At 47.7% G+C, this 22,601-nt stretch carries 21 protein-coding genes; 3 read left to right on the top strand and 18 right to left on the bottom strand.

Annotated features, from left to right (window positions below):
• The coding region (locus Q0K92_RS06410) for a CusA/CzcA family heavy metal efflux RND transporter (protein WP_297324980.1) at positions 1-3,156 on the top strand (3,156 nt) is incomplete at its 5' end.
• A 42-nt stretch (positions 3,157-3,198) separates the two neighbouring features.
• Here Q0K92_RS06410 and Q0K92_RS06405 read toward each other — a convergent pair.
• The 18 genes from Q0K92_RS06405 to Q0K92_RS06320 all read right to left on the bottom strand — a co-directional run bounded on the left by Q0K92_RS06405 (position 3,199) and on the right by Q0K92_RS06320 (position 18,384).
• Positions 3,199-3,477: a hypothetical protein gene (locus Q0K92_RS06405; protein ID WP_297324979.1), complete on the bottom strand. Its 279-nt coding sequence runs from the start codon at positions 3,475-3,477 to the stop codon at positions 3,199-3,201.
• Positions 3,478-3,655: 178 nt separating this feature from the next.
• Complete coding sequence (locus Q0K92_RS06400) at positions 3,656-4,072, bottom strand: type II toxin-antitoxin system HicB family antitoxin (protein WP_297324978.1); 417 nt, start codon at positions 4,070-4,072, stop codon at positions 3,656-3,658.
• Positions 4,069-4,254 (bottom strand): type II toxin-antitoxin system HicA family toxin, encoded by a 186-nt coding sequence (locus Q0K92_RS06395; protein ID WP_297324977.1) that lies wholly within the window; start codon positions 4,252-4,254, stop codon positions 4,069-4,071. Before Q0K92_RS06395 ends, Q0K92_RS06400 begins: the two co-directional genes overlap by 4 nt.
• 151 nt (positions 4,255-4,405) lie before the next feature.
• Positions 4,406-4,999 (bottom strand): AAA family ATPase, encoded by a 594-nt coding sequence (locus Q0K92_RS06390; protein ID WP_297324976.1) that lies wholly within the window; start codon positions 4,997-4,999, stop codon positions 4,406-4,408.
• On the bottom strand, positions 4,996-5,412 hold the full coding sequence (locus Q0K92_RS06385; protein WP_297324975.1) for a hypothetical protein: 417 nt from the start codon (positions 5,410-5,412) through the stop codon (positions 4,996-4,998). Before Q0K92_RS06385 ends, Q0K92_RS06390 begins: the two co-directional genes overlap by 4 nt.
• Before the next feature lie 134 nt (positions 5,413-5,546).
• A complete protein-coding gene (locus Q0K92_RS06380; RefSeq protein ID WP_297324974.1) occupies positions 5,547-6,275 on the bottom strand; it encodes a hypothetical protein in 729 nt (242 codons plus the stop codon).
• A gap of 354 nt (positions 6,276-6,629) precedes the next feature.
• A complete protein-coding gene (rlmKL, locus tag Q0K92_RS06375) occupies positions 6,630-8,825 on the bottom strand; it encodes a bifunctional 23S rRNA (guanine(2069)-N(7))-methyltransferase RlmK/23S rRNA (guanine(2445)-N(2))-methyltransferase RlmL (protein ID WP_297324973.1) in 2,196 nt (731 codons plus the stop codon).
• 242 nt (positions 8,826-9,067) lie between these two features.
• Positions 9,068-9,280 (bottom strand): RNA-binding S4 domain-containing protein, encoded by a 213-nt coding sequence (locus tag Q0K92_RS06370; protein ID WP_297324972.1) that lies wholly within the window; start codon positions 9,278-9,280, stop codon positions 9,068-9,070.
• Positions 9,277-9,522: a VF530 family protein gene (locus tag Q0K92_RS06365; protein WP_297324971.1), complete on the bottom strand. Its 246-nt coding sequence runs from the start codon at positions 9,520-9,522 to the stop codon at positions 9,277-9,279. The genes Q0K92_RS06370 and Q0K92_RS06365 overlap by 4 nt, the downstream gene beginning before the upstream one ends.
• Before the next feature lie 257 nt (positions 9,523-9,779).
• Complete coding sequence (locus tag Q0K92_RS06360) at positions 9,780-10,433, bottom strand: NAD(P)H-dependent oxidoreductase (RefSeq protein WP_297324970.1); 654 nt, start codon at positions 10,431-10,433, stop codon at positions 9,780-9,782.
• A 113-nt stretch (positions 10,434-10,546) separates the two neighbouring features.
• Positions 10,547-11,029, bottom strand: coding sequence for a hypothetical protein (locus tag Q0K92_RS06355; protein WP_297324969.1), 483 nt, complete (start codon positions 11,027-11,029; stop codon positions 10,547-10,549).
• A 232-nt stretch (positions 11,030-11,261) separates the two neighbouring features.
• The gene (locus tag Q0K92_RS06350; RefSeq protein ID WP_297324968.1) at positions 11,262-11,642 is read right to left on the bottom strand and encodes a type II toxin-antitoxin system VapC family toxin; all 381 of its coding nucleotides are present in this window, start codon (positions 11,640-11,642) and stop codon (positions 11,262-11,264) included.
• Positions 11,639-11,905 (bottom strand): AbrB/MazE/SpoVT family DNA-binding domain-containing protein, encoded by a 267-nt coding sequence (locus Q0K92_RS06345; protein WP_297324967.1) that lies wholly within the window; start codon positions 11,903-11,905, stop codon positions 11,639-11,641. The genes Q0K92_RS06350 and Q0K92_RS06345 overlap by 4 nt, the downstream gene beginning before the upstream one ends.
• 119 nt (positions 11,906-12,024) lie before the next feature.
• A complete protein-coding gene (gene mgtE / locus Q0K92_RS06340) occupies positions 12,025-13,467 on the bottom strand; it encodes a magnesium transporter (RefSeq protein WP_297324966.1) in 1,443 nt (480 codons plus the stop codon).
• A 188-nt stretch (positions 13,468-13,655) separates the two neighbouring features.
• Complete coding sequence (aroE, locus tag Q0K92_RS06335; protein WP_297324965.1) at positions 13,656-14,474, bottom strand: shikimate dehydrogenase; 819 nt, start codon at positions 14,472-14,474, stop codon at positions 13,656-13,658.
• Positions 14,475-14,546: 72 nt separating this feature from the next.
• Positions 14,547-15,491: an energy transducer TonB gene (locus Q0K92_RS06330; RefSeq protein ID WP_297324964.1), complete on the bottom strand. Its 945-nt coding sequence runs from the start codon at positions 15,489-15,491 to the stop codon at positions 14,547-14,549.
• 237 nt (positions 15,492-15,728) lie between these two features.
• Positions 15,729-17,585 carry an RNB domain-containing ribonuclease gene (locus tag Q0K92_RS06325; protein ID WP_297324963.1) on the bottom strand — a complete coding sequence of 619 codons (1,857 nt, stop codon included), beginning with the start codon at positions 17,583-17,585 and terminating at the stop codon, positions 15,729-15,731.
• 331 nt (positions 17,586-17,916) lie between these two features.
• The gene (locus tag Q0K92_RS06320; protein WP_297324962.1) at positions 17,917-18,384 is read right to left on the bottom strand and encodes a DUF721 domain-containing protein; all 468 of its coding nucleotides are present in this window, start codon (positions 18,382-18,384) and stop codon (positions 17,917-17,919) included.
• Positions 18,385-18,416: 32 nt separating this feature from the next.
• On the opposite strand from Q0K92_RS06320, the gene Q0K92_RS06315 reads away from it, so the two are divergent.
• Both Q0K92_RS06315 and secA read left to right on the top strand, forming a co-directional pair.
• Positions 18,417-19,334, top strand: a complete 918-nt coding sequence (locus Q0K92_RS06315) for a M23 family metallopeptidase (RefSeq protein ID WP_297324961.1) — start codon at positions 18,417-18,419, stop codon at positions 19,332-19,334.
• Positions 19,335-19,612: 278 nt separating this feature from the next.
• On the top strand, positions 19,613-22,342 hold the full coding sequence (gene secA / locus Q0K92_RS06310; protein ID WP_297324960.1) for a preprotein translocase subunit SecA: 2,730 nt from the start codon (positions 19,613-19,615) through the stop codon (positions 22,340-22,342).
• Positions 22,343-22,601: the final 259 nt, after the last annotated feature.

Below are 22,601 nucleotides of genomic sequence, written 5' to 3'. Positions count from 1 at the left end.
ATCTATCAACGCGGCATCGTGCTGATGGCAGTCTTGATGATGGCAATCATCGGCGTCTACAGCTATCAGAAGTTGCCGATCGACGCCGTGCCGGATATCACCAACGTACAGGTTCAGATCAACACCAATGCGGCGGGTTATTCGCCGATTGAAGCCGAGCAGCGCATCACGTTTCCAATTGAAACCATCATGGCGGGTTTACCCCATCTGGACTATACCCGTTCTATTTCGCGCTATGGCTTGTCGCAGGTCACCGTGGTTTTCAAAGACGGCACCGATGTTTATTTTGCGCGCCAGCAAGTCAGTCAGCGCATCCAGGAAGCCAAAGGCCGCTTGCCCATTGGTATTGAGCCGATGATGGGACCTATTTCCACCGGTTTGGGCGAAATCTTTATGTGGACCGTCGATGCCGAAGAAGGTGCAAAGAAACCGGATGGCACTGAATATACTTCGACCGATTTGCGTGAAATCCAGGATTGGGTCATCCGGCCGCAACTGCGCATGGTGAAAGGTGTGACGGAAATCAACACGGTAGGCGGTTATGTCAAACAATTTCATGTCGTGCCCTATCCGGAGAAAATGATTGCTTTCGGATTGTCATTGATCGATCTGGTAACTGCGCTGGAACGTAACAACCTGAATGTGGGTGCCGGTTATATTGAAAGAAGCGGGGAGCAGTATCTGGTTCGCATACCCGGACAAATTGCCAATCTGGATGAAATCGGCAATATCATTCTTGGCGCGCGGCAGGGAACACCTCTTCGCGTCAAGGATGTCGCGGATATTCTGATTGGCAGGGAATTACGTACCGGTGCCGCCACTCAGAATGGCAAGGAAGTGGTGCTGGGAACGGTGCACATGTTGATTGGAGAAAACAGTCGGCTCGTTGCTCAGGCCGCGGCCAGCAAATTGGAAGAAATCAATCGCAATTTGCCCGAAGGCATTGTGACAACACCGGTCTATGACCGCACCACGCTGGTTGAAAAAACCATTCATACGGTAGCGACCAACCTGCTCGAAGGTGCCGCGCTGGTTATCGTGGTATTGCTGCTGTTTCTGGGCAATCTGCGTGCCGCGCTGATTGCGGCTTTCGTGATTCCGCTATCGATGCTGTTTACGTTTACCGGCATGGTGACCAATCATGTGAGCGCTAACCTGATGAGTTTGGGGGCGATTGATTTTGGCATTATCGTGGACGGTGCCATCGTCATTGTCGAGAACAGTATTCGGCGGCTCGCGCATGAGCAGATGCGATTAGGGCGTGAACTGACACTCACCGAACGTCTCGAATTGGTGTTCGATGCTTCCAGGGAAGCGCGGCGCGTGTTGATCTATGGCGAGCTGATCATCATCATCGTGTATCTACCCATTTTTGCATTGACCGGGGTGGAAGGAAAAATGTTTCACCCGATGGCGCTCACCGTGGTGACGGCATTGATTGGCGCGATGGTGCTTTCGCTTACCTTTGTTCCGGCTGCGATTGCATTTTTTCTATCCGGCAAGGTGAAAGAGACGGAAAGTCCTGTAATGGCATGGGCAAAGAAAGTTTATTCGCCGCTATTGACTGCGACCATGAATCACCGCGAACTCACGGTTACGATCGCCATTGTTATTGTTATTTTATCGGGCTTGCTGACCACACGGGTCGGCAGCGAATTTGTGCCCAGTCTGAATGAAGGTGATATCGCATTGCATGCCATCCGCATTCCGGGTACCAGTCTGACTACCGCGATTGAAATGCAGAACGAACTGGAAGAAACGGTCAAGAAATTTCCTGAAGTCGATCGGGTGTTTTCCAAAATCGGCACTGCCGAAATAGCCACCGACCCCATGCCACCGAGCGTCGCGGATGTGTTTATCATCCTCAAACCGCAGTCGGAATGGAGCGGCGCGCATCGCACCAAAGCGGAGTTGATTGCCGCAATGGAACAGGCTGTTCATAAGGTTCCGGGTAATAATTACGAATTTACGCAGCCGATACAAATGCGCTTCAATGAATTGCTGTCGGGCGTGCGCGCCGATGTCGCCGTCAAAGTGTTTGGCGATAATATGGATACTTTGCTGGATCTGGGAGAAGAAATCGAAGGTCTGCTTAAAACTGTTCCCGGCGCGGCGGATGTCAGAGTCGAACAGATCACCGGATTGCCGGTGCTTTCCATTCAGATGGATCGCGCAAAAATGGCGCGTTACGGGCTGAATGGCCGTGATGTGCAGGATGTGGTCGCCATGTCGGTGGGTGGTAGAAGTACCGGCATGATTTTTGAAGGCGACCGGCGCTTTGATTTGCAAATACGGCTGCCGGAGCATTTGCGGGTGGATGTTGAAGCACTGAAACGTTTGCCTGTCAGTGTTCCGATGCAGAGTGTTGCTGCAGCGCCCATGACGCCGCAGGCTGCTCAGGCTCAGGCAGCTCAGCCGGCTGCACCGGTTTTTGTCACCTTGGGCGAAATCGCCAAATTCGAGATGACTCAGGGCCCCAATCAGGTCAGCCGGGAAAATGGCAAACGCAGAATCGTGATTACCGCCAATGTACGCGGCCGTGATCTGGGTTCTTTTGTGCAGGAAGCGGAACAATTGGTCAACGAAAAAGTACGTATCCCCCATGGCTACTGGACTACCTGGGGCGGCCAGTTTGAGCAGATGATTTCCGCGGCGCAGCGCCTCCAGATCGTGATACCGATTGCGCTCGGTCTGATTTTCATCCTGTTGTACACGATGTTCGGTAACGTGCGCGATGGGCTGCTGATGTTTACCGGCGTTCCCTTTGCGTTGACCGGCGGCATATTCGCCTTGTGGTTGCGTGACATCCCACTGTCCATTTCCGCTGGCGTAGGATTCATCGCGCTATCCGGCGTGGCGGTTCTGAATGGCTTGGTGATGCTGGCGTTTATTCGGGGTTTGAGAGAGCAAGGGTTGTCTTTGGATGATGCAATTCAAACCGGTGCACTGACCCGGCTACGCCCTGTACTGATGACCGCACTGGTAGCATCGATCGGGTTCCTGCCAATGGCGCTCGCCACCGGCACCGGTGCGGAAGTACAACGACCGCTGGCCACAGTGGTGATCGGTGGGATTTTATCGTCGACTGCGTTGACGTTGCTGGTGCTGCCAGTGTTGTATCGGATTGTGCATGGGCGGGATTTATCGGGTGGTTAACAAAATCATGCTCTTGTCCCGGAAGTTCTGTGCATTCTGTATTCATTGACAATCAACGAAATCAATCGTGAAAGCACCTAAACTAGCAATTCTTATCAAATCGTTTATAGGCTTCTCTGCTTCTGCAAGTTCATTTGAGGCCAATCCAGCAATCTTTGTTCGGAGTATATTGGCTAGTTGCGATGCGCTTTCTTTTGAGATTCGGTGTCGACCAAGCTTAAGTATGCCGGTATTTTGGATGAACATCGCATTTCCATCTTTCCAACCTTCTGAGCTTAGGGCTAGTATTAGTGTCACGGAAATTGCATCACTAATCTGCACCATCTGATTCCCGCTAATTAGTACAGCAGTCTTATCAAACGTATCGATATTAACGTAGATTGAGTCACTGCTGGATTCCTTATCTGAGTCTGATAATTGAGACTCAGAGATATCTTTGCCGACTTCCCAGTCAGGTCTTTCGATGTGCGATTGAATGAGTGAGATGAAAAATATAAATCTACTCCAACGACAATACCAGTTTCTTACCTAACACCGAAGCAGCCTTTTCAAGCTGCTTCAAGGAAGGCCAATGATGCGGATCTTCCAGTCTCTGAGCGGATGGCCAGGAAGTTTCCAAAGCGCGGGCGATTTCAGCCAAAGAGCGATCACCACGCGCCCAGCGTACCAGCAAAGCAGACTGGATCTTGGCATCCGGGGCGATGTAATGAGCATTCTGGCAATTGGTGGTTGGTAGCGGAACATCCCTACCGGAATCAAGATATTCCTCTAATACCAAAGAGAGAGCCTCCGAGCCGTTAAATAAGCATTCGTCAACGGTTTCCCCTTGTGTAATGGCTTCGGGGATATCAATGAAGTGCACAAAGAAGCCGGAGGGTTCTTGCGGCTCAAAAATCGCTGGATACAAAGTATTCATTTTAGTTTAACTCCGGTTTGTTTTTCGATTGCTGCCAGCAGGCTTTTCCCGATTTCAGTGGAACCATGAACGGGTACTGGTACGACGCGACCACCCCTTTCCATCATGTGATTGCTGCCACGAACCCGTTTCACTCGCCATCCTTCAGATTTTAGGCGTTTGATAATTTCGTTTCCATTCATGAGGGTTACTATAATATATTATAAAAGATATATTAATGGGTAATTTTTAACAACTGTAGAAAAATAGTACTAGCGTTTTCAATGTGTGATTTAAATTTCTAGCAAGTCATCAGATCAGGTACCTTGACATTCCTGAGTTGGCAATTCAGTCTTATTTTTCCGCCAAATAGTCTGACAGTAATTCTTTGGCCCAATCGGGCATGGCATGTTGTTGATAGTTAATCTGGCCACTGCGGATGACGGCAACTTGCTGAAACGGATTGTCTGTGCGTGAATTATCCAGAATATAAATCTGATCGCATAACGGCAGCGTTTGCCTGATAAGTTTTAGCACCCTGGGAATTTGGCTCAGCACTTTGTCATCCGGAACATGGTGTCCGCCTTCGCTGACCCGTTGTGCTACGCGCGCTTGATTGAGTGAAATATCGTTCAGGTGAATAAGCACTAATATGATTTCATAGCCAAGTGTTTTTGCTTGTGCGACAAAATCGATTTTTGAGGGATGCGAGAACACGGTTTCAAAACAAAAGCTGCGTCCTTCCCGCAACAGTTGTAAGCGCATCTGTCCCGCCAGCATTGCCGCATCATAGCTATGTAATTCCGGGGCATGCGGATAAAGCAGTTTTGCTACGATATCGGCATTAACAAACGGTATACCTTTTGGCGCCAGCCGCGTGCGGTAAAAAGTGCTTTTACCTGCGCCATTTCCACCAGCCAGCACCCAAAGTTGTTTTTTTGTACTCAAGTTGCTGTTTCATTCATTTCAATAAATACGCCACCCTGGAATTTTCCTGTTTTTATTGTGCTATCCGGATTGATTTGCTCCAGATAGCCAGGATGGGTTAACGAAATCTGATACTTCATTGCACTGCTGGTCACTGTTTGCGGCAATATTCCGCTCACACGCTCAGCTTCAAGCGATTGGAATACTTCGCTGGGATCAATCGGTTCACTATGAACGGGTTCAACTCTGATTTTTGCCAGCCCTGCTGAAATTGACAACAGGTCGTCCGGATCCAACATTTTGGACACGTTGCATCCAATTTCCGCCCAATATTCAATTTGCTTAGCCGTGCTGCGATGGAATCGCTCACCCGTCAATGCGGCAGCCTGCATTAAATCTTCCTGCAACCGAATCGGAGAAGCTGACTTTGCCATGGTTCTATCTCATCGATGAATAGTAATTGACTAATTGTAGCAGTTTGCTACGGAGTTCTCTATGCTTGCTTAACGAGAAATTCTTCAGGGATAACAAATTTGGTATTGGAGGATATTTTGTATCGACAACTGGGTTAGGTTTCAAAACGAAGCTGCATAGCGCTAAAGTGATCCTCGCAGTATTTTAGCAGTGCCCAAATGAAGAAAATAAGTCCTGATAGTTCGAGACTTTCTTCAATAGTGGTAATCATAATGTAGCTCCAATTCTCTTCCCCGTACAATTCGGAATGACGGCCGCCGATCAATTCAAAACCGACAGCTCCGCCAATATAGAGGGTTGCAGCGATCAGAAACCTGATTCTTACTGCCGTAGGGAGATACAGCAGGAATTTCAGAAAAAACAGTGCGAGAGTTGCAACGAGTATGATACCCGGTATGACCCAAGTGAAATAAAAGACGCCGAGGGCGGCACCATCAGCCAACAGCTCTTTGAGCAGTGCTCTGAATGGCCAAATGAGTTTCTCATGAAATTGCGAGGACTCATCGAATGCCATAAGGAGGAATCCAAATGAAAGAATTGCCCATTTTGATACATGCGGCATCATTTGCTGCCTATTGAATACAGCGATGAGTGCAAGCAGCAGGGCCGCAAAATGCATGAGTAATACAGAGAAATAGGTTGGAATATTTTGTTCTTCATCAAGATTGAAGAGTAGCACAAGCCTTTTAAGATAATCAGCGCCAAACGTGAATTTCAAGAGCTGCCCGCCGATGCTGGCAAGGATCAAAATAACCGTCACTGCTGCCAATATGCGGGTAATCGTGCTTGAGTTGAATGATATCTCATGGATTGCTGTTTTCATAAGCGATGAATAATGTAGGCACGGTAGGATGAGGCCGACAAAAGAACCATACCGATCGTGTTATTAATGATAGTTTTGTAGAAGACTTTATTTACTTTTCAGTGCGTTTATTCACCTGTAGATGCCAAGCCTTTTTTAGTGTGGAATGCGAAATATCTTATGCAGATTGCAAGATTTGATGCGTTAAGATTGTTTATTTTGCTTGCTTTGTTGATTGGTATATAGCATTTAGTTTTCCCATCATATTAACATGATGCCGGAATTAATCACACAAACCGAAGCGCCGCCTGACTCTTGGGGGTAATTGATAATCAAAGAGGCAAAGCGGGAAGCTGGTTTATGGTTGTGTGACGCTCACCGAGAGATGCTCCAGCAATAATGGATCTTGGCATCGCGGGCGAAATCCTCCGGTATCATTTTTGTACTGATGTCTTCAATGATCAAATCCGCCAATGCTGCTTGATCCATTTTGAAGCGGCGAAAATTGGTTGAGAAATATAAATTTCCACCCGGTGCCAACAGTGCTGCGGCATTGCGAATCAGTTGCACGTGGTCTTTCTGGATGTCAAAGACTTCATCCATTTTCTTGGAATTGGAAAAAGTGGGCGGATCAAGAAAGATCAAGTCGAATTGCGGTTTTTGTTTTGCACTCGCTTGCTCGGCCAACCATTGCAGGCAATTGGCGCGTACCAGCTGGTGATCATCGCGGATGCCGTTGAGGACGAAATTTCGTCTCGCCCAATCCACATAGGTGTTGGACATATCGACCGTGACGCTGGACGCAGCGCCGCCGATCGCGGCATGTACCGTGGCGCTGCCGGTATAGGCGAATAAATTCAGGAAGCGCTTGCCTTTGGCTTGTTGCTGAATCAATAAACGCAGCGGCCGGTGATCGAGAAATAGACCGGTGTCGAGATAGTCCTCAAAATTCACCCAGAACTTGCAGCCGCCTTCTTCAACGACGTGAAAACGGCGGGAATCGCCTTGTTTTTCGTATTGGTCGGTGCTTTTCTGCTTGCGGCGTATTTTTAGAAACACCTGCTCGGCGGGAATTTCCAGCACTTTGGGTATTTCCGCCATCACCCCGGCCAGCCGCTGATTGGCCTTGGCGGGATCAATCGTTTTCGGTGATTCATATTCCTGGACGTTGACCCAGGTTTGCTCGCCTTGATAAACATCCACGGCCACCGCGTATTCCGGCAGGTCGGCATCGTACAAGCGGTAACAATGCACCTGATTTTGTTTGGCCCACTTGGTCAGTTTTTTCAGATTCTTGCGCAAGCGGTTTGCGAACATTTCCGCCTGACTGTCGGGTTGCCCGACCTGGGCGCGGCGGCTGATGTGTTCGATGCGTTCCTGTTGCGACTTGGCTTTCGGTTCGAAGAAAGCTTTTTCCTCAACCGTGAGGCGCAATAACTTGCACTCCAGCGCGCCATTGAACAGCGTGATCGGTTTGTGCGAACGGATGCCCAATTTAAAACCCAACTCCGGATTGCCGATGATGATTGCCGCCTGCCAACCGGCGAAACGCTGTTTCAAGACTTCACCGAATTGGCGATAGAGCAGGGCGGCTTGTTCTTCATCGCCGAGCCGTTCGCCGTACGGTGGATTGCAGACGATCAAGCCTTTGTGCCAACTTTCTTTGGCTGCGGCATCGGTGATGTCGCGCCTTTCGACGTGGATTTTGCCTTGTAAACCGGCGTTCTCAATGTGCTGCAACGCGGCGGTGACGGTGTGGCGATCCTGGTCGAAACCGACGATCGCCGGCAATTTATTCAAGCCAACTTCGCGGCGCTGCTGCGCTGCGCCTAAAATACTTTGCCACAGTGCGGCGTCGTGCTGCTTCCAGCCCAAAAAGCCGAAATAATCCCGCTGCAAACCCGGTGCGATATCTCCGGCGATCAGCGCGCCTTCCACCAGCAGGGTGCCGGAGCCGCACATCGGGTCGAGCAGCGAACCGCCTTGCCGGGCGATTTCCGGCCAGCCGGCGCGCAGCAAAATGGCCGCTGCTAAATTTTCCTTGATCGGCGCGGCAATGCTGACTTCGCGGTAACCACGCTTATGCGAACTCTCGCCGGATAAATCCAGGCTGAGCTGAGCGGTGTCGTTGTGCAGATAGACATTGACGCGGATGCTGGGGCGCTCGGTATCGACATTGGGTCGGCTGCCGAACTTGGCGCGCATTTGATCGACGATGGCATCTTTTACTTTGAGCGCGCCGAAATGGGTGTTGTTGATCGCCGCATTATTTTTGCTGCTAAACGATACCGCCAGACTGTCATCAGCATTCAAATGTTCGGACCAGTTGATGCATTGGATGCCATCATAGAGATCCTGTTGGGATTTAACCTCGAAGCTGCCGAGCAACAATAGCACGCGGCTGGCGGTGCGCAACCATAAACAGGCGGTATAGGCCATCGCCAGATCGCCCTGAAAAGCCACACCGGCCATTTTTTGCTGCACATTCTTCCCGCCGAGCGCTTGGATTTCATTGGCGAGAATGCCTTCCATCGCTTTCGGCGTGGTGGCGAAGAGTTGATATTGCGTCATGATTCGTGATTGTGGTCTGAATAGCCGCGTAGCATACTCGAATGTGCTGCCATTGCGCTGGCTTTTTTGAATCGGATAACTTAGGAGCCTGTCGGACTTAAGGTCAATCTACTGCGCCAGTGGGATAACGGTTCATATTTCCTCAATTTCTCGTTGCATAGATCTACTGCGCCTCGAAATAGAGAAAATCCGCACTCGCTCTCCCACCCGGCTCGCTACGATTGCTTAAGTCCAACAGGCTCCTAGGGCGTCACGGTGATTTTTTCCCTGGCATACTCCACCACCTGGCCAGCGCGAATCTTGCAGGTTTTGCGCAGCTCGACCTGACCATCCACGTTGACCTTGCCTTTGGCGATCACGGCCTTGGCCGCACCGCCGCTCCCGCACGAGCCGGTGATTTTCAATAGATCATTCAATGCAATGGTGTCGCGGCCTGCGAGACTGAATTCACTCATGGTTTGCCTTGTTTAAATTGGATGTAGACGGCTTCGACTTTCTCTCTTGCCCACGGTGTTTTGCGTAGAAACTTCAAGCAGGATTTGATGCTGGGATCCTGTTTGAAACAATTGATATCCACCTTTTTGACCAGTCCCTCCCAGCCATATTGCGCATGCAACTCAACCAGCAGTGCTTCCAGGGTCACGCCTTGCAAGGGGTTTTTGATTTGTGGGTACTGGATGTTTTCAGGGCTAGGCATAGTTGCAGGGTGAATTGTTAACCGGGTTGTATTATACGTGCTGCATCTGCTTGGGCATGAAGCATTTGAAACATTCGCCAATTTCATCCTATCAAGTGCGCAGCTTGGGGGGAGATTTGCACTGTGCTGCCGGACAATTTATTCATTTAGGGAAATGCATAACTGTCATTTCGAGCAGAGCGAGAAATCTGTATGGCTGATTCCCAAAGATTCCTCACTGCGTTCGGAATGACAAAGATGAGTTATCCAGAGACTCCTTAAGGGGGATTTCTTTGCGATGGATCTCTTTTAAATGCTTTTACCAGTTTGTGCGGATCGATTTCGTGCCGCTGATTTCGCGCAGCGGATGCCCACCACGTAAGCTGCGTGAGGGTTCTATCAAAATAGTCGGTCCATCTCTCCGCATCGACATTCTCGAGAAATTTGCCATCTTCAGCGAGAACCTCATGCGCCTTGGGAATCTGAACCATGGCCGAAACCGGCAAGCAGCCCAGCTCCGACAGAAAAGTGCGCATCCCCACCGCAGCTCTGGCACCACCCCATTGCCCCGCCGAATAAGTGACAATCGCGCTGGGCTTATAAGAAAACAGCGAGCTGCCGAAGTGATTGAGCAAATGCGCCAAGGCGGGGCTCATCGAATGATTGTATTCAGGACTCACCATGATATATCCGTCAGCGGCTGCGATCTTTTCCGCCAGGGATTGAAGCTGAGCGGGCGCTTTACCTTGCGCGTAGGCAAAATGCGGTTTGAATATCGATCCAAGATCAAAATCCAGCGGATCGATCAGCTCCGCAGAATGATCGCCTTGATGCATCTGCGCCACACAAGCTTTCGCGACTCTTAAGCCAAGCCGGGGAGGGTTGGGCGGCATGCTGTTTCGCACTGTTCCGAGGAAAACTAGGAATTTCATAGGTATTCTAAAGATCATTTCAGAATGGACATAATATCTGGCATGAGAGGTTTGATCCGACCTGCAGGAGGAAAATATTCTCGATGAAAGGGCTAGATACTTACTTGTTTTGCCTAAAGTGGCAAACCATAGTAGGAACCGGTCTTCCTCTCAATCGACCAGACACGTTCTACTCTTGGAACGGAGAGGATGAGCTTCATTCCATTGAACCAAGCCTCCCAGACTATTGGGTCAATGTAGCCTCGAATGAAATAAAGATATTCTTCCCCGCACAGATTGAAATAATCAATCAAGGTTTCTTTCTCTTGTGGTGAGACTTCAACTTCCTTAGATTCAAGAATTTTTGCCAATTGTTCGTTCATTGCGTCGTAGCGTTCATTAAACTCCTTGAATAATTCACGGAACAGGCGTAATTCTTCAAGTTTCTGTTTCTGAAGAAAGTAGATCAAAGAGAGTAGTGCACCGATTACTGTGACGATCGTTGTGAGGGGTTCCTTCAACACGATCAAGATGGCGCTGGTGGACGTGATGACGATACAAAGCAACCACCAGTAGTGTTCAAGGAACCAGAATTTCAATTTGATACTTATGCGCATTTGAGATTGCTAACGAATATATACAACACGACTTATACAACAATACTTAGATAGAGTCGTGTCATCATAGTTAAGATTAAATATTACAGTTACCAGCCAAATTATGTCAGCAAATGCGACATCATAGCCTGCTTACAACAAAAAACAGTCGCCAGACTCAGAAAAATAAAGAACCTGCGCAAGGCGGAACCGTTTACGGGTTCCGTCACATGGAGGTTCCACCGAAAATCTCCTAGCGAATACTACGCACAGTAATCGGTAAATCCAGCGTGGTCCAGATTTGATCGGCGGTGAGCACCACCGTTTCCAATCGGATACCTACACTCAGGCAGGCTCGATCACCTAGCGACAAGCCAACTTGGCGGGTTTGCTGCCAGAGTCGTGCCGCGATTTCAGCCTCTTCGGCGGTAAAAGGCAAGACCGTCAACCCCAACGCTTCCAGATCTTCCCGCAATCCTGCGGCATCGACACCTGCCGCGATAGATTTTTGCACGACTTCAGCCCAATTCACGCTGGAAATGACCGCTTCCGGCAGAGTCGCCTCCACTTGATCGCTCCCCGGTTCACTTTGCAGAAAAGCCAGCAAGGCGGAAGCGTCCAGAACCGTTGTCATTCAACGGTTTCCCGTTTCGTTTCTTCCCGCCGTTCCGCAATTAATTCATCCGCCAAACTGGTGGTTTTCGGCAGTTGGGCAAAACGGGTCTTGAGACGCTGCTTGATCGTTTCAGCTTTTTCCAGGATCAAACGACCTTCTTCCATACGTGCAATCAAATTATCCCCGGACTCAAATCCAAGCGAACGTCTGAGTGAAGCGGGTATTACCAATCGGCCTTGTGGGCCGAGCTGGACTTCGGTTTGTGTGGTTAATTTCGGCATGATGGTGAATAGTGTGGCACAACTTGATTGAACGTGCCACACAAATACACTTGATTACAACAGGTATTGGCGGGTTTGGGTGAACCAGCTTGCCAATTAGCGCGATGACAAGAATATATTTACAACAAAAAAACAGTCGCCAGACTCAGAAAAATAAAGAATCCGCCACTATCCGTCACAGCAGTGATCATCACGCTGGAACCCAGGGCCGGGTCGCGTCCGAGTTTACGCAATGTCAGCGGAATCAGTACGCCTAATAACGCCGCCAGTAGTAGATTCAGCATCAGCGCCAGGGTCATGACCAGACCCAGTTCGGCGTTTTGGTAAATCGCGAAGGTAAACAGGCCGACCACGGCGCCCCATAGCAGGCCGTTGACTGCGCTGACGCCGATTTCCTTGGCGATCAATTTCCAGGCGCTGCTGGTGTTGATTTGATCCAGTGCCAGTGCGCGTACGATCATGGTGATGGTTTGATTGCCGGAATTACCGCCTATGCCGGCGATGATCGGCATGAGTGCTGCGAGGGCGACCAGTTTTTCGATGGAATCTTCAAACACGCCGATAACCCGTGAAGCGATGAAGGCGGTGACCAGATTGATCGCCAGCCAGACCCAGCGATTTTTAACGCTTTTTAAGACTGGCGCAAAGAGATCTTCCTCTTCACTCAAACCGGCCAGATTCAGCGCTTCATTCTCAGCTTTATCGCGGATAAAATCGATGACGGTGTTGACGGTGACGCGTCCCAGTAATTTGCCGTTGTCGTCCACCACGGAAGCGGAAACCAGATCGTAGCGCTCAAACGCATTGGCAGCCTGTTGCGCGACATCGTCCGGACGCAGTTTGATCATTTCTTTGGCCATCACTTCTGCCACCAGGATATCGGGGTCGCTGACCAGCAGCCGGTTGATCAGCAATACGCCTTTCAATTGCTCATTCCGATCCACGACGAATAGCTGATCGGTATGATCCGGCATTTCTTCCAGTCGGCGTAAATAGCGTAGAACCACCTCCAGTCGGACATCTTCACGGATCGTAATGACATCGAAATCCATCAGTGCGCCTACGGAATCTTCCGGGTACGACATGGCCGCACGCAGTTGTTCGCGTTCTTCAACCGGTAACGAGCGGAAAACATCGTCCATCACTTCCTGCGGCAAATCGGGCGCAAGGTCGGCGATCTCGTCGGCATCCAGATATTCCGTCGCCGCGACCAATTCCCGATTGTGCATGTCGGTGATCAGTGTGGCACGAACGGCATCGGAGGTTTCCAGCAAGACTTCTCCGTCCCGGTCCGCTTTGACCATGCTCCAGATTAAAAGCCGGTCTTCCAGCGGCAGTGCTTCCAGGATAAGCGCAATATCAGCGGGATGCAGTTGATCCAAAAAATTTTGTAACTCGGCCAGATTCTGTTTTTGCACGGAAGAGTCGACAAGCGTGTCGTCAGGCGTATCCTGCAAATGCACGAGACCTTCCACCAACTTGTATTTACGCAATAAATAAGTGGCCTGGTTTAGCGGGGTGGGCGAATCTTCGTTGTCGTTGTTATTGTCGGTTTCGGTCATAACGGATTTGCGCTAGCAAGACAGTCTTATTATTGTGAGTGAGTTCAGTGCGTTTATACGCTGAGTAGTTTGCAGTTTGATGACCGGAGAGTATAACCTTCTGTGCTATGCCAATACCATAAGATTGTTTGATGGATTGCAGTGAAATTGCTTCCAGTTGAAAAGATATGTGCAGTGCAAAATTAAATTCACATTGGTGATTTCAACAGTGCAATGACAGGCTTTGTCTGCGGTCTGACGTTGCGCCATAAGTAGAACGATTCGGCGGCTTGTTCGACCAGCATGCCGATGCCATCGGCTATCTGGCGCGTGCCATTTTGTTGCGCAAATTTGAGAAAGCGTGTCGGTTCTCGGCTATACATCATGTCGTAGGCGAGGGTGGCTTGTGCAAAAATACCGATTGGCAATTCAGGCAGCGCATCGTGCAGGCTGGCGGAAGTTGCGTTGATGATGATGTCGAACTGATCATCGGAGAAGTGCATGAAATCGCCTGCAACCACGTTGCCATAAGCGCTAAACTGTTGTTGTAGCGCTTCTGCTTTGTGTGGTGTACGGTTGGCAATGGCCAGAAGGGATGGTTTTTGTTGCAGCAGTGGTAGGATCACCCCCCGTGCTGCGCCGCCTGCACCTAAGAGTAGTATGCGTTTGGTGGCAATGGGGACGCCCAGATTCAATTCGATGTCACGCACTAATCCTGCACCGTCGGTGTTGTCACCAAGAATTTCATTATCGTCAAATTTAAGCGTATTGACCGCCTGAGCGATGGTTGCGCGCTCGGTTAAACGGGTTGAAAGCTGGAAAGCTTCCAATTTGAACGGTACAGTGACATTCAACCCTTTGCCGCCTTGATGGCGAAAACTTTCCACCGTTGACTTAAAATCATCCAGCGCAGCCAGGATGGCAACATACTGCATGGGCTGGTGGGTTTGTTGTGCAAAGGCGGTGTGTATGAGGGGCGATTTGCTATGTGCAATGGGGTTGCCAATGACCGCATAAGAATCGAGCATAAGTAGGAAATTCTGTGGTTAAAATGGTTAACGGTTGAGTTTTATCAATCGATCTCGGTCACCTCTGGATTGCTACTGGCTCAATAGCATATCCGAAGGGGCAAACACCCAAGTTCGGGTGATGTGCAGAATATCGGTATCCTGGCTAATATCCGGTGGGAAAGGCGCAAATCCGTTTTGTCCGGCAAGTTTCACGATATTGATGGCGGCTTCGTCGAGAATTTTCTCTCCGGATGAACGATGGATTTCAATCGCTTCCAGGCTGCCATTCGCCCGAATACTGACAGTGAGTTGTAAGTTGCCATAGAGCTTGCCTTTTCTGGCGGCTTCGGGGTAATTCAAATTACCGATGCGCTCGACTTTGATGCGCCAATCCTCGACATAGCGGGCAAAACGATATTCCTTGGTGCGTGCGCCTACAAATTTTCTTTTTGGGCGTTTTTGATAATCATCATGATCCTGATTGATCTGTGCCCTCAAGCGCGCAATATCAAGACTGCGCATTAATAAATCAGCGGCATCGGGAGGAGTGTCTTGGTTTTCAGTTTCATCGGGTTGTGCACTGAGTTGCTGAGCTTGTTTGGTTTCAGCGACAGCAGCCATGAGTTTTTTGGCTTCTTGTTCCAATTGCTTGACTTTTTGTTGCGCTACGATGTCATCGGTTACCGGCTTATTGGTTGGTTTGCTTGTGAGCGGTTTGCTTTTGGGCAACACCGGAAAAGGTGTTTTCGCACGACGATTGTCATCCGTATTGCCGCCACCATCGAGATTATCTTGTGCGAGTAGTTCTGTTTTTGTAGGTTTTGTCGGCGTTTTATTGTTGACCAGCACAACTTCCAGCGATGTGGCGATTTTATCCAATTTGGGCTGCGGAAATTGAAAAGTCACTCCCAATAGTACAATGACATGCAAGAGCAGCGAAGTAACCATCGCCACACGCAGGCGATTGGCTTGGGAATGTTGATGGCTGCCGGCTACTGTAGATGCAGTTTGTTGTGTGTGAATGGTAACAGCCAAAGGATCAAACCTTGAAAGTTAAGTCTGGATTGCTCAGATAATCCTGATATTGTAGGCAACAACGATTTGCTTGTCACATGATTAGCAGGCGGTTGAAAAACTATCTGCGTTGTCGCTGCGGTGTTAACAACAGGCACAAGGTGCGCATTGATCGCGCATAAATTGCGTTTTCTCGCTTGCTTTTGCCTGGCATCGGTAGCCTCGAAAACGCTTTTCAACGGCTTGCTGGCGATTAATCTACGCATCCTGTCTTTGCAGGAATTCTGCGTGCAAGCTGCGTTCAAGCAAGTCGATTTCGGACAATTTAAGTTGCACGTAAGTACCGGGTGCGATTTCCGGCAGCGAAGGTACTCGTGTTACCAGCGGAATACGATCCAGTTTTACCAGATTTTCTTTAATGACCTGGGCATTGGTAATCTGAATTTTTTCTTGCAATAACCAGCGCAAGCACCAGTAACGTTCCATGGCTCGCTGGAATTCGCCATAAATACCATAAGCTGTTTCAAAGTCGCGCATGGCGATTAAAAGGCTATTGCTTTCTTTGGTGTAGGGAGGAGGCTCTCCACGCAATAGCGCGATGAGTTGCCGTTGATTGACCAGATCGACGTAGCGCCTCATGGGAGAACTGCTCCAGGCGTATTGCGGAACACCCAGACCTTGATGCGGGGCGGGTGAAGTACTCATTTTTACCTTACCATTGGCCTGGCTGCGAAAAATGCCGGTAATGCCCGCATCGGTCAATTGCTTGCCCCATTCGGTGTTGACATAAATCATCAATTCGGACACCACCTTATCGATCGGTGAGCCGCGGCGGCGTTCGCTGATTGTGACATGATCATCGTTGATTTCAAAACTATAATCAATTTTGTCATTATTGGTGTCATTCGCTTTGCCACGTTGATTTTCCATCTTGCAAGCAAATTTCCACAACAGGCTTAATTCCTTGCTGAAGGTATGTGCAAAACTTCCCTTGTTCAATGAAGTTTCGTTGAAGTGCTGCTCCAGCATGTTGTGACGTAAATTTGCTGCAACTTTTATTTTCTCAATTTTGCTCTCGCTGCTGATCACAGTAAAATCATCGGCTACGTCAAGATATAACGACAGTGAGGGTTGCAGTCGGTTTTCAGTGAGTGTGAAATGATTGATGATTGCGTCCGGCAGCATGGTAATTTTGTTTCCAGGCAGATAAACCGTCGATAGGCGCGTTGCAGCAATTTGATCGAGTGCTGATTCAGGATCAATGCCCAGTGCAGGCGCTGCAATATGGATACCAATGCGAAAGCTTCCGAATGGCAATGAGGTAACAGAAAAAGCATCGTCAATTTCTGTCGTCGAAGCGTCATCAATGCTGAATGCAACGACATCCGAGATCGGCAGATCAAGAAAGTCATGGAGCGTTGGTTGTGATCCCAGTTCACCAAAGCGAACACCTTCAGGAAAATGTTCCCAGATGAATTGGTTGAAGTGATAGTCATGCGAGGACGCAATGGCGCCGCATTTTTCCATCAGTTTGACCACCGTAAGCTTTTTCTCTGTGCAGACTGCTTCGAGTGCCTTCCATTCAATGGAATTTTTATCCGGCTTGTAGAGTAAGTTAGATATGCGCGGTTTAAATTCCTCGGGCAGGACAAAGCGGTTTAATTGCTCAACATAACGTGCCTGTTGCTCTGCTTGCAGGCGTTTCTTTTCCTGGCTGGCCAATGCGGCTTTCAGTGCATCAGGCGGTGCTGCTTTATAGCGTCCCAGCGCTTTTTTATAAAAATACATGGGTGCATTCTGAAGCAGCAGCAATATGGCGGCGGCTTCAACCGGACTGGGGGTGTGACCAAAATAATCAGCGGCAAGGGTGTCGCTGGTAAATTCTGCATCCTGGGTGCAGCATTCCCATAGAAAATTGGGATCCAATTCATCGGCTACTTTTTGCACATGGTCCATGAATTCAGATAAGGGGGGCGTAGCAAATCGAAAAAGCACTGATGTTGCCTTGATCTTTGAACGCTTGCCATGGACAGCCTCGATTTGCAGAGAGGTTGTGTTGTCGGCCAGTATGGTACCCACTTTAAAGGTTCCAGTTTCTTCGTAAAAAACATTCATAAGATTGTTTCTGTAATTCCGATTGAGGAGTTAAAACAGAGTTGCTGCATAATGAAAGATTGAGCTGTCATGACAAGGAATTAAGCGCTTTGACATCCAATTCAGAAGATTTGTATTGTAATGTGCATGAAGCTTGTTAGTGCCACATTATATACGAGACGTTTAAGGAAGATGAAAAACGGTAGACAACTGTTGCCTGGAATAGTGCCAATATTTTTGCAATGATTCGATGGCGCTTATGATACTGATGATCCGGAACATCAAGGTTTAGTGATGAGTTTTGGATTTTAACCTGCGATTCCCTCTGGTTTTGCCACGAGGAATCGCAGGTTTAATAATCCTGATGTTTTTTTAGAAATGATTGGATAGTGTTCTTGAGTTCGGAATCAGGCAGTGTCGTGGCCAGTTGATTTAAACAATCTTTGCCGGTTTGGCTCAGTATTATTTTTTTGTTATTGCTATCTCTTTCATCTACAAAGGATTTTATATTTCTGGAAAAGAAATGTGCTTGCACCAGAATTTGAATTGCAGTAACTTCCCACCCTAGTTTTTGCAGTTTGAGCAGCAATGAGGGTGAAATTTGCTTTAGTTTTGATGCGACAGCACCATTCTCAGCCATTATCGTCAACCTGCCATTAGAGATCCGGCCTATATTGCAATATTGCGCTAAATGCGCAGGGATAAGTTTAGAGAATGTTAACTGATCTCTATATAATTGCTGAGCTAAAGAGAATAAGTTTTCATATTCAGCTGTCTTGCCAAGCAGATTAAGATAAGAATTAACTTTATAAGAGGTCATGGCTATTGAAAAATATCCAGTGAATACAATATATGAATATTATTTTTATTTCTAATAAATCAGAACGCGCAAGAAAAATAACGCTGACAGGAAAGTACATTACAGTATTAATAAGCGTTTTTCTATTGATCATCGTAACATTGGCTTTGAGTTTGAATTTTGTTTCTTTACGTTATGCCGATCGAATCGATACACCGGTGTTAAGAGCAGTATTGGTGAGTCCGCAAGAAGAAAGGCATCAGAAGATTCAAACGCATTTACAAGACAATTTGAATATCATGGCAAGTAGACTGGGGCAAATGCAAGCACAGTTGTTGCGTTTAGATGCTCTCGGCGAACGTTTGGCCGAATCTTCCGGAATTAAGTCGCGTGACCTTTTGTTTAATGGCGTGCCGGGGCAGGGTGGTGCACGTACCGATCTTGCATCCGAGGAATTAACTTTTGGTGAGTTCAATCATAAGCTTCAAGAGTTATCCAGCATGCTGGATGAAAGATCGGATAAGCTGGGGGCGTTAGATTCTTTATTGCGTCATGATCGGTTGACGAAATATGTGTTGCCTTCTGAAATGCCTGTTGAGACGGATTGGTATTCTTCAGGTTACGGTTACCGCATAGATCCGTTTACGGGGAAGAGAGCGTTCCACGAAGGGGTGGATTTCTCTGCGGAAGTAGGTACACCGATAAAAGCTGCTGCCGGTGGAATAGTGGTCTATTCGGATCGCCATCCTGAATATGGTAATATGGTCGAGATTGATCATGGCGGTGATCTGGTGAGTCGTTATGCCCATGCATCGAAACGCTTGGTAGAGCTGGGGCAAGTTGTGTTACAAGGACAGAAAATAGCGGAAGTTGGCAATACGGGACGTTCTACAGGATCCCATTTGCATTTCGAGATTAGACATAAAGACAAGCCATTGAATCCATCCAGATTTTTAAAAAGACCGAGTTAAACTGAGTAGCAGGCCGCTGCAAAACGTTTAATAGATGAGCATTTTGGGCCTGTTTTTAACACTGTAATGGCAACGCAGATCGTTTTTCAATGCCTGTAGGAATTGTTGATTATTCATGAATAAATGCATGTTTGGTGGTTTTTGGTTTAAGAATTTTAAATTCACAGGTAAGTGGTTCAAATTGAGTCGATATTTTCTTTAGTATTTTTGTGGGGTGAGGTAAGAGTCTCACCCTTTATTTTTAGGTACATTGTTTAAACAGAATTTTCAGAGACTTTATGCTAGGTAATCTACTTAAAAAGATTTTTGGTAGCCGTAATGATCGAATGATCAAACAGTACGCTCAAACTGTGCGCACTATTAACGAAATGGAATCGACCATTGCGGGATTATCAGATGCTGATTTACGTGCCAAAACAGATGAATTCAAACAACGCATCCAGGACGGAGAGACGCTGACTGCATTATTGCCGGAGGTATTTGCGGTGGTGCGGGAAACCGGTAAGCGTGTTCTGGAGATGCGTCATTTTGATGTGCAGCTCATCGGCGGTATGGTGCTGCATGAGGGTAAGATTGCCGAGATGCGTACAGGTGAAGGTAAAACGCTCATGGCGACTTTGCCGGCTTACTTGAATGCATTGTCAGGTAATGGTGTGCATATCGTGACGGTCAATGATTATCTGGCAAAGCGTGATGCCGAGTGGATGGGGAAAATTTATCAGTTTCTCGGAATGAGTGTCGGTGTGATTTATGCGCACATGCCGCACAACGATAAGCAGGCGGCTTATGCCGCAGATATTACGTATGGCACTAATAATGAATATGGCTTTGATTATTTGCGCGACAATATGGTGACCCATCCCTATGAACGTGCTCAGCGCGCGCTTAATTTTGCAATTGTTGACGAGGTGGATTCGATTTTGATTGATGAAGCGCGCACGCCATTGATCATTTCCGGGCAAGCGGAAGGTGATACAGAGATTTATGTGCGTATCAATGCGTTGATTCCAAAGTTAATCCGGCAAGAGACAGAAGAGGGAGAGGGTGATTTCAGTGTGGATGAGAAATCCCATCAGGTTACGCTCAGTGAAGCTGGTTTTGAACATGCAGAAAAATTGCTGGCTGGCGCTGGATTGTTGAAACCTGGATCCAGTCTTTATGATCCGGCCTATATTAATTTGATTCATCATTTGAACGCAGGCTTGCGGGCACATAGCTTATATTTTCTAGATCAGCATTATGTCGTGCAAGATGGTGAAGTGGTGATTGTTGATGAGTTTACCGGACGCTTGATGGCTGGTCGCCGCTGGTCCGATGGGTTGCATCAAGCCGTGGAAGCGAAGGAAGGTGTTGCCATTCAGAAAGAAAATCAAACACTTGCCTCCATTACCTTTCAGAATTATTTCCGTATGTATCAGAAGCTATCCGGTATGACGGGCACAGCGGATACGGAAGCTGCTGAGTTTCAACAAATTTACGGACTGGAGACGGTGATCATCCCAACGCATCGACCGATGATTCGTGATGACCGTATGGATCTGGTGTTTCGTACCACGAAAGAGAAGAACGAAGCCATTATTCAGGGAATCAAGGAATGTTATGAACGTGGACAACCAGTTTTGGTGGGTACGACGTCTATTGAGAATAATGAATTGTTGTCCAAGTTGCTGGATCGAGAGAAACTGCCGCATCAAGTTCTGAATGCCAAACAGCATGCCAGTGAAGCGAATATTGTTGTCCAGGCCGGTCGGCCAAAAATGATTACCATAGCGACCAATATGGCGGGTCGTGGTACCGATATCGTATTGGGAGGTAATCCGGAACCGGAAATTGAACGGCTACGGCATGATGAGAAATTGAGTGAGGATGCAAAAGAGCAACGTATCAACGAAGTCCATTCAAAATGGAAAGTAACTCATGAAGAGGTTTTAAATACAGGTGGTTTGCACATTATTGGTACTGAACGGCATGAGTCGCGCCGTGTGGATAACCAGTTGCGCGGACGCTCGGGCAGACAGGGGGATCCAGGTTCCAGTCGTTTTTATTTATCGTTGGAAGATCCATTGTTACGCATATTTGCGTCGGATCGTGTAGCCAATATTATGACGCGCCTTAAGATGCCAGAAGGAGAAGCGATTGAACATCCTTGGGTGACTCGTGCTATTGAAAATGCCCAGCGCAAAGTTGAGGCGAGAAACTTTGATATGCGTAAGCAGCTGCTGGAATATGATGATGTCGCTAATGATCAGCGACATGTGATTTACCAGCAGCGTAATGAACTATTAGAAGCAGAGCATGATATTTCAGAAACGATCGCGGTGATACGTGAAAATGTTTTAAGTAATTTATTCGGTCAACATATTCCGCCGGGCAGTGTTGAAGAGCAATGGGATGTAGCAGGTTTGGAGAAAATGCTTGTGGCGGAGTATCAACTGCATTTTCCGCTGCAAAAATGGCTTGAGCAGGAACCGGAGTTACATGAAGAGAACTTGTATGAGCGCATTATTAATCTCACGAATGAGCAATATCAAGCTAAGGTAGAGAAAGTTGGGGCTGAGATTATGCATCACTATGAACGTGCTGTGATGTTGCAGAGCTTGGATTCGCATTGGCGAGAACATTTGGCTGCACTGGATCATTTGCGCCAAGGTATACATCTGCGTGGTTATGCACAAAAGAATCCAAAACAGGAATATAAACGAGAAGCTTTTGAGTTGTTTACCAATATGCTCGAAGAAATCAAGAGTGAGGTAACAAAAATACTTTTGACCGTACAAATTAAGAATGAACAACAAGTTGAGGCTGTAACTGAAACATTGCGCTCACCAGAGAATGTGCAATTCCATCATGCCGACTATAACGAAGCATTGGATGAAGATGCAAACTATGTAAACGATCAAAATGAGAAACAGCCATTTGTGCGCCAGAATGACAAAGTAGGCCGCAATCAACCATGTCCATGCGGATCGGGTAAAAAATATAAACAATGTCACGGTAAGATTAAGTAGCTTGGGTTTGTCGACATTCACATAGATATCGATAGTCATAAATTTCACACGCCATAATCAGTCTCGCCATAAATGACTAATCCGCTCGGAGCGATTACCTGCTACCGTCATGTAGATTGTATTTATTGTCAATGGCTTCTTGAAGAAGATTTTCCCCAGCTTTGACTGGAAATCATCATTAAGCATCGCAAATTTGTTTTTTTTTTGATCATATGGAAAGCTCAATAATGTGAGCTTTTTCCTATTTATGAAATGGTTT

Origin of the sequence: Nitrosomonas sp., from assembly GCF_024282095.1 — a bacterium.
Classification (GTDB): Bacteria; Pseudomonadota; Gammaproteobacteria; order Burkholderiales; family Nitrosomonadaceae; genus Nitrosomonas.
The sequence above is the reverse complement of the archived record's forward strand: the minus strand, read 5'-3'. Positions and strand labels throughout refer to the sequence as shown.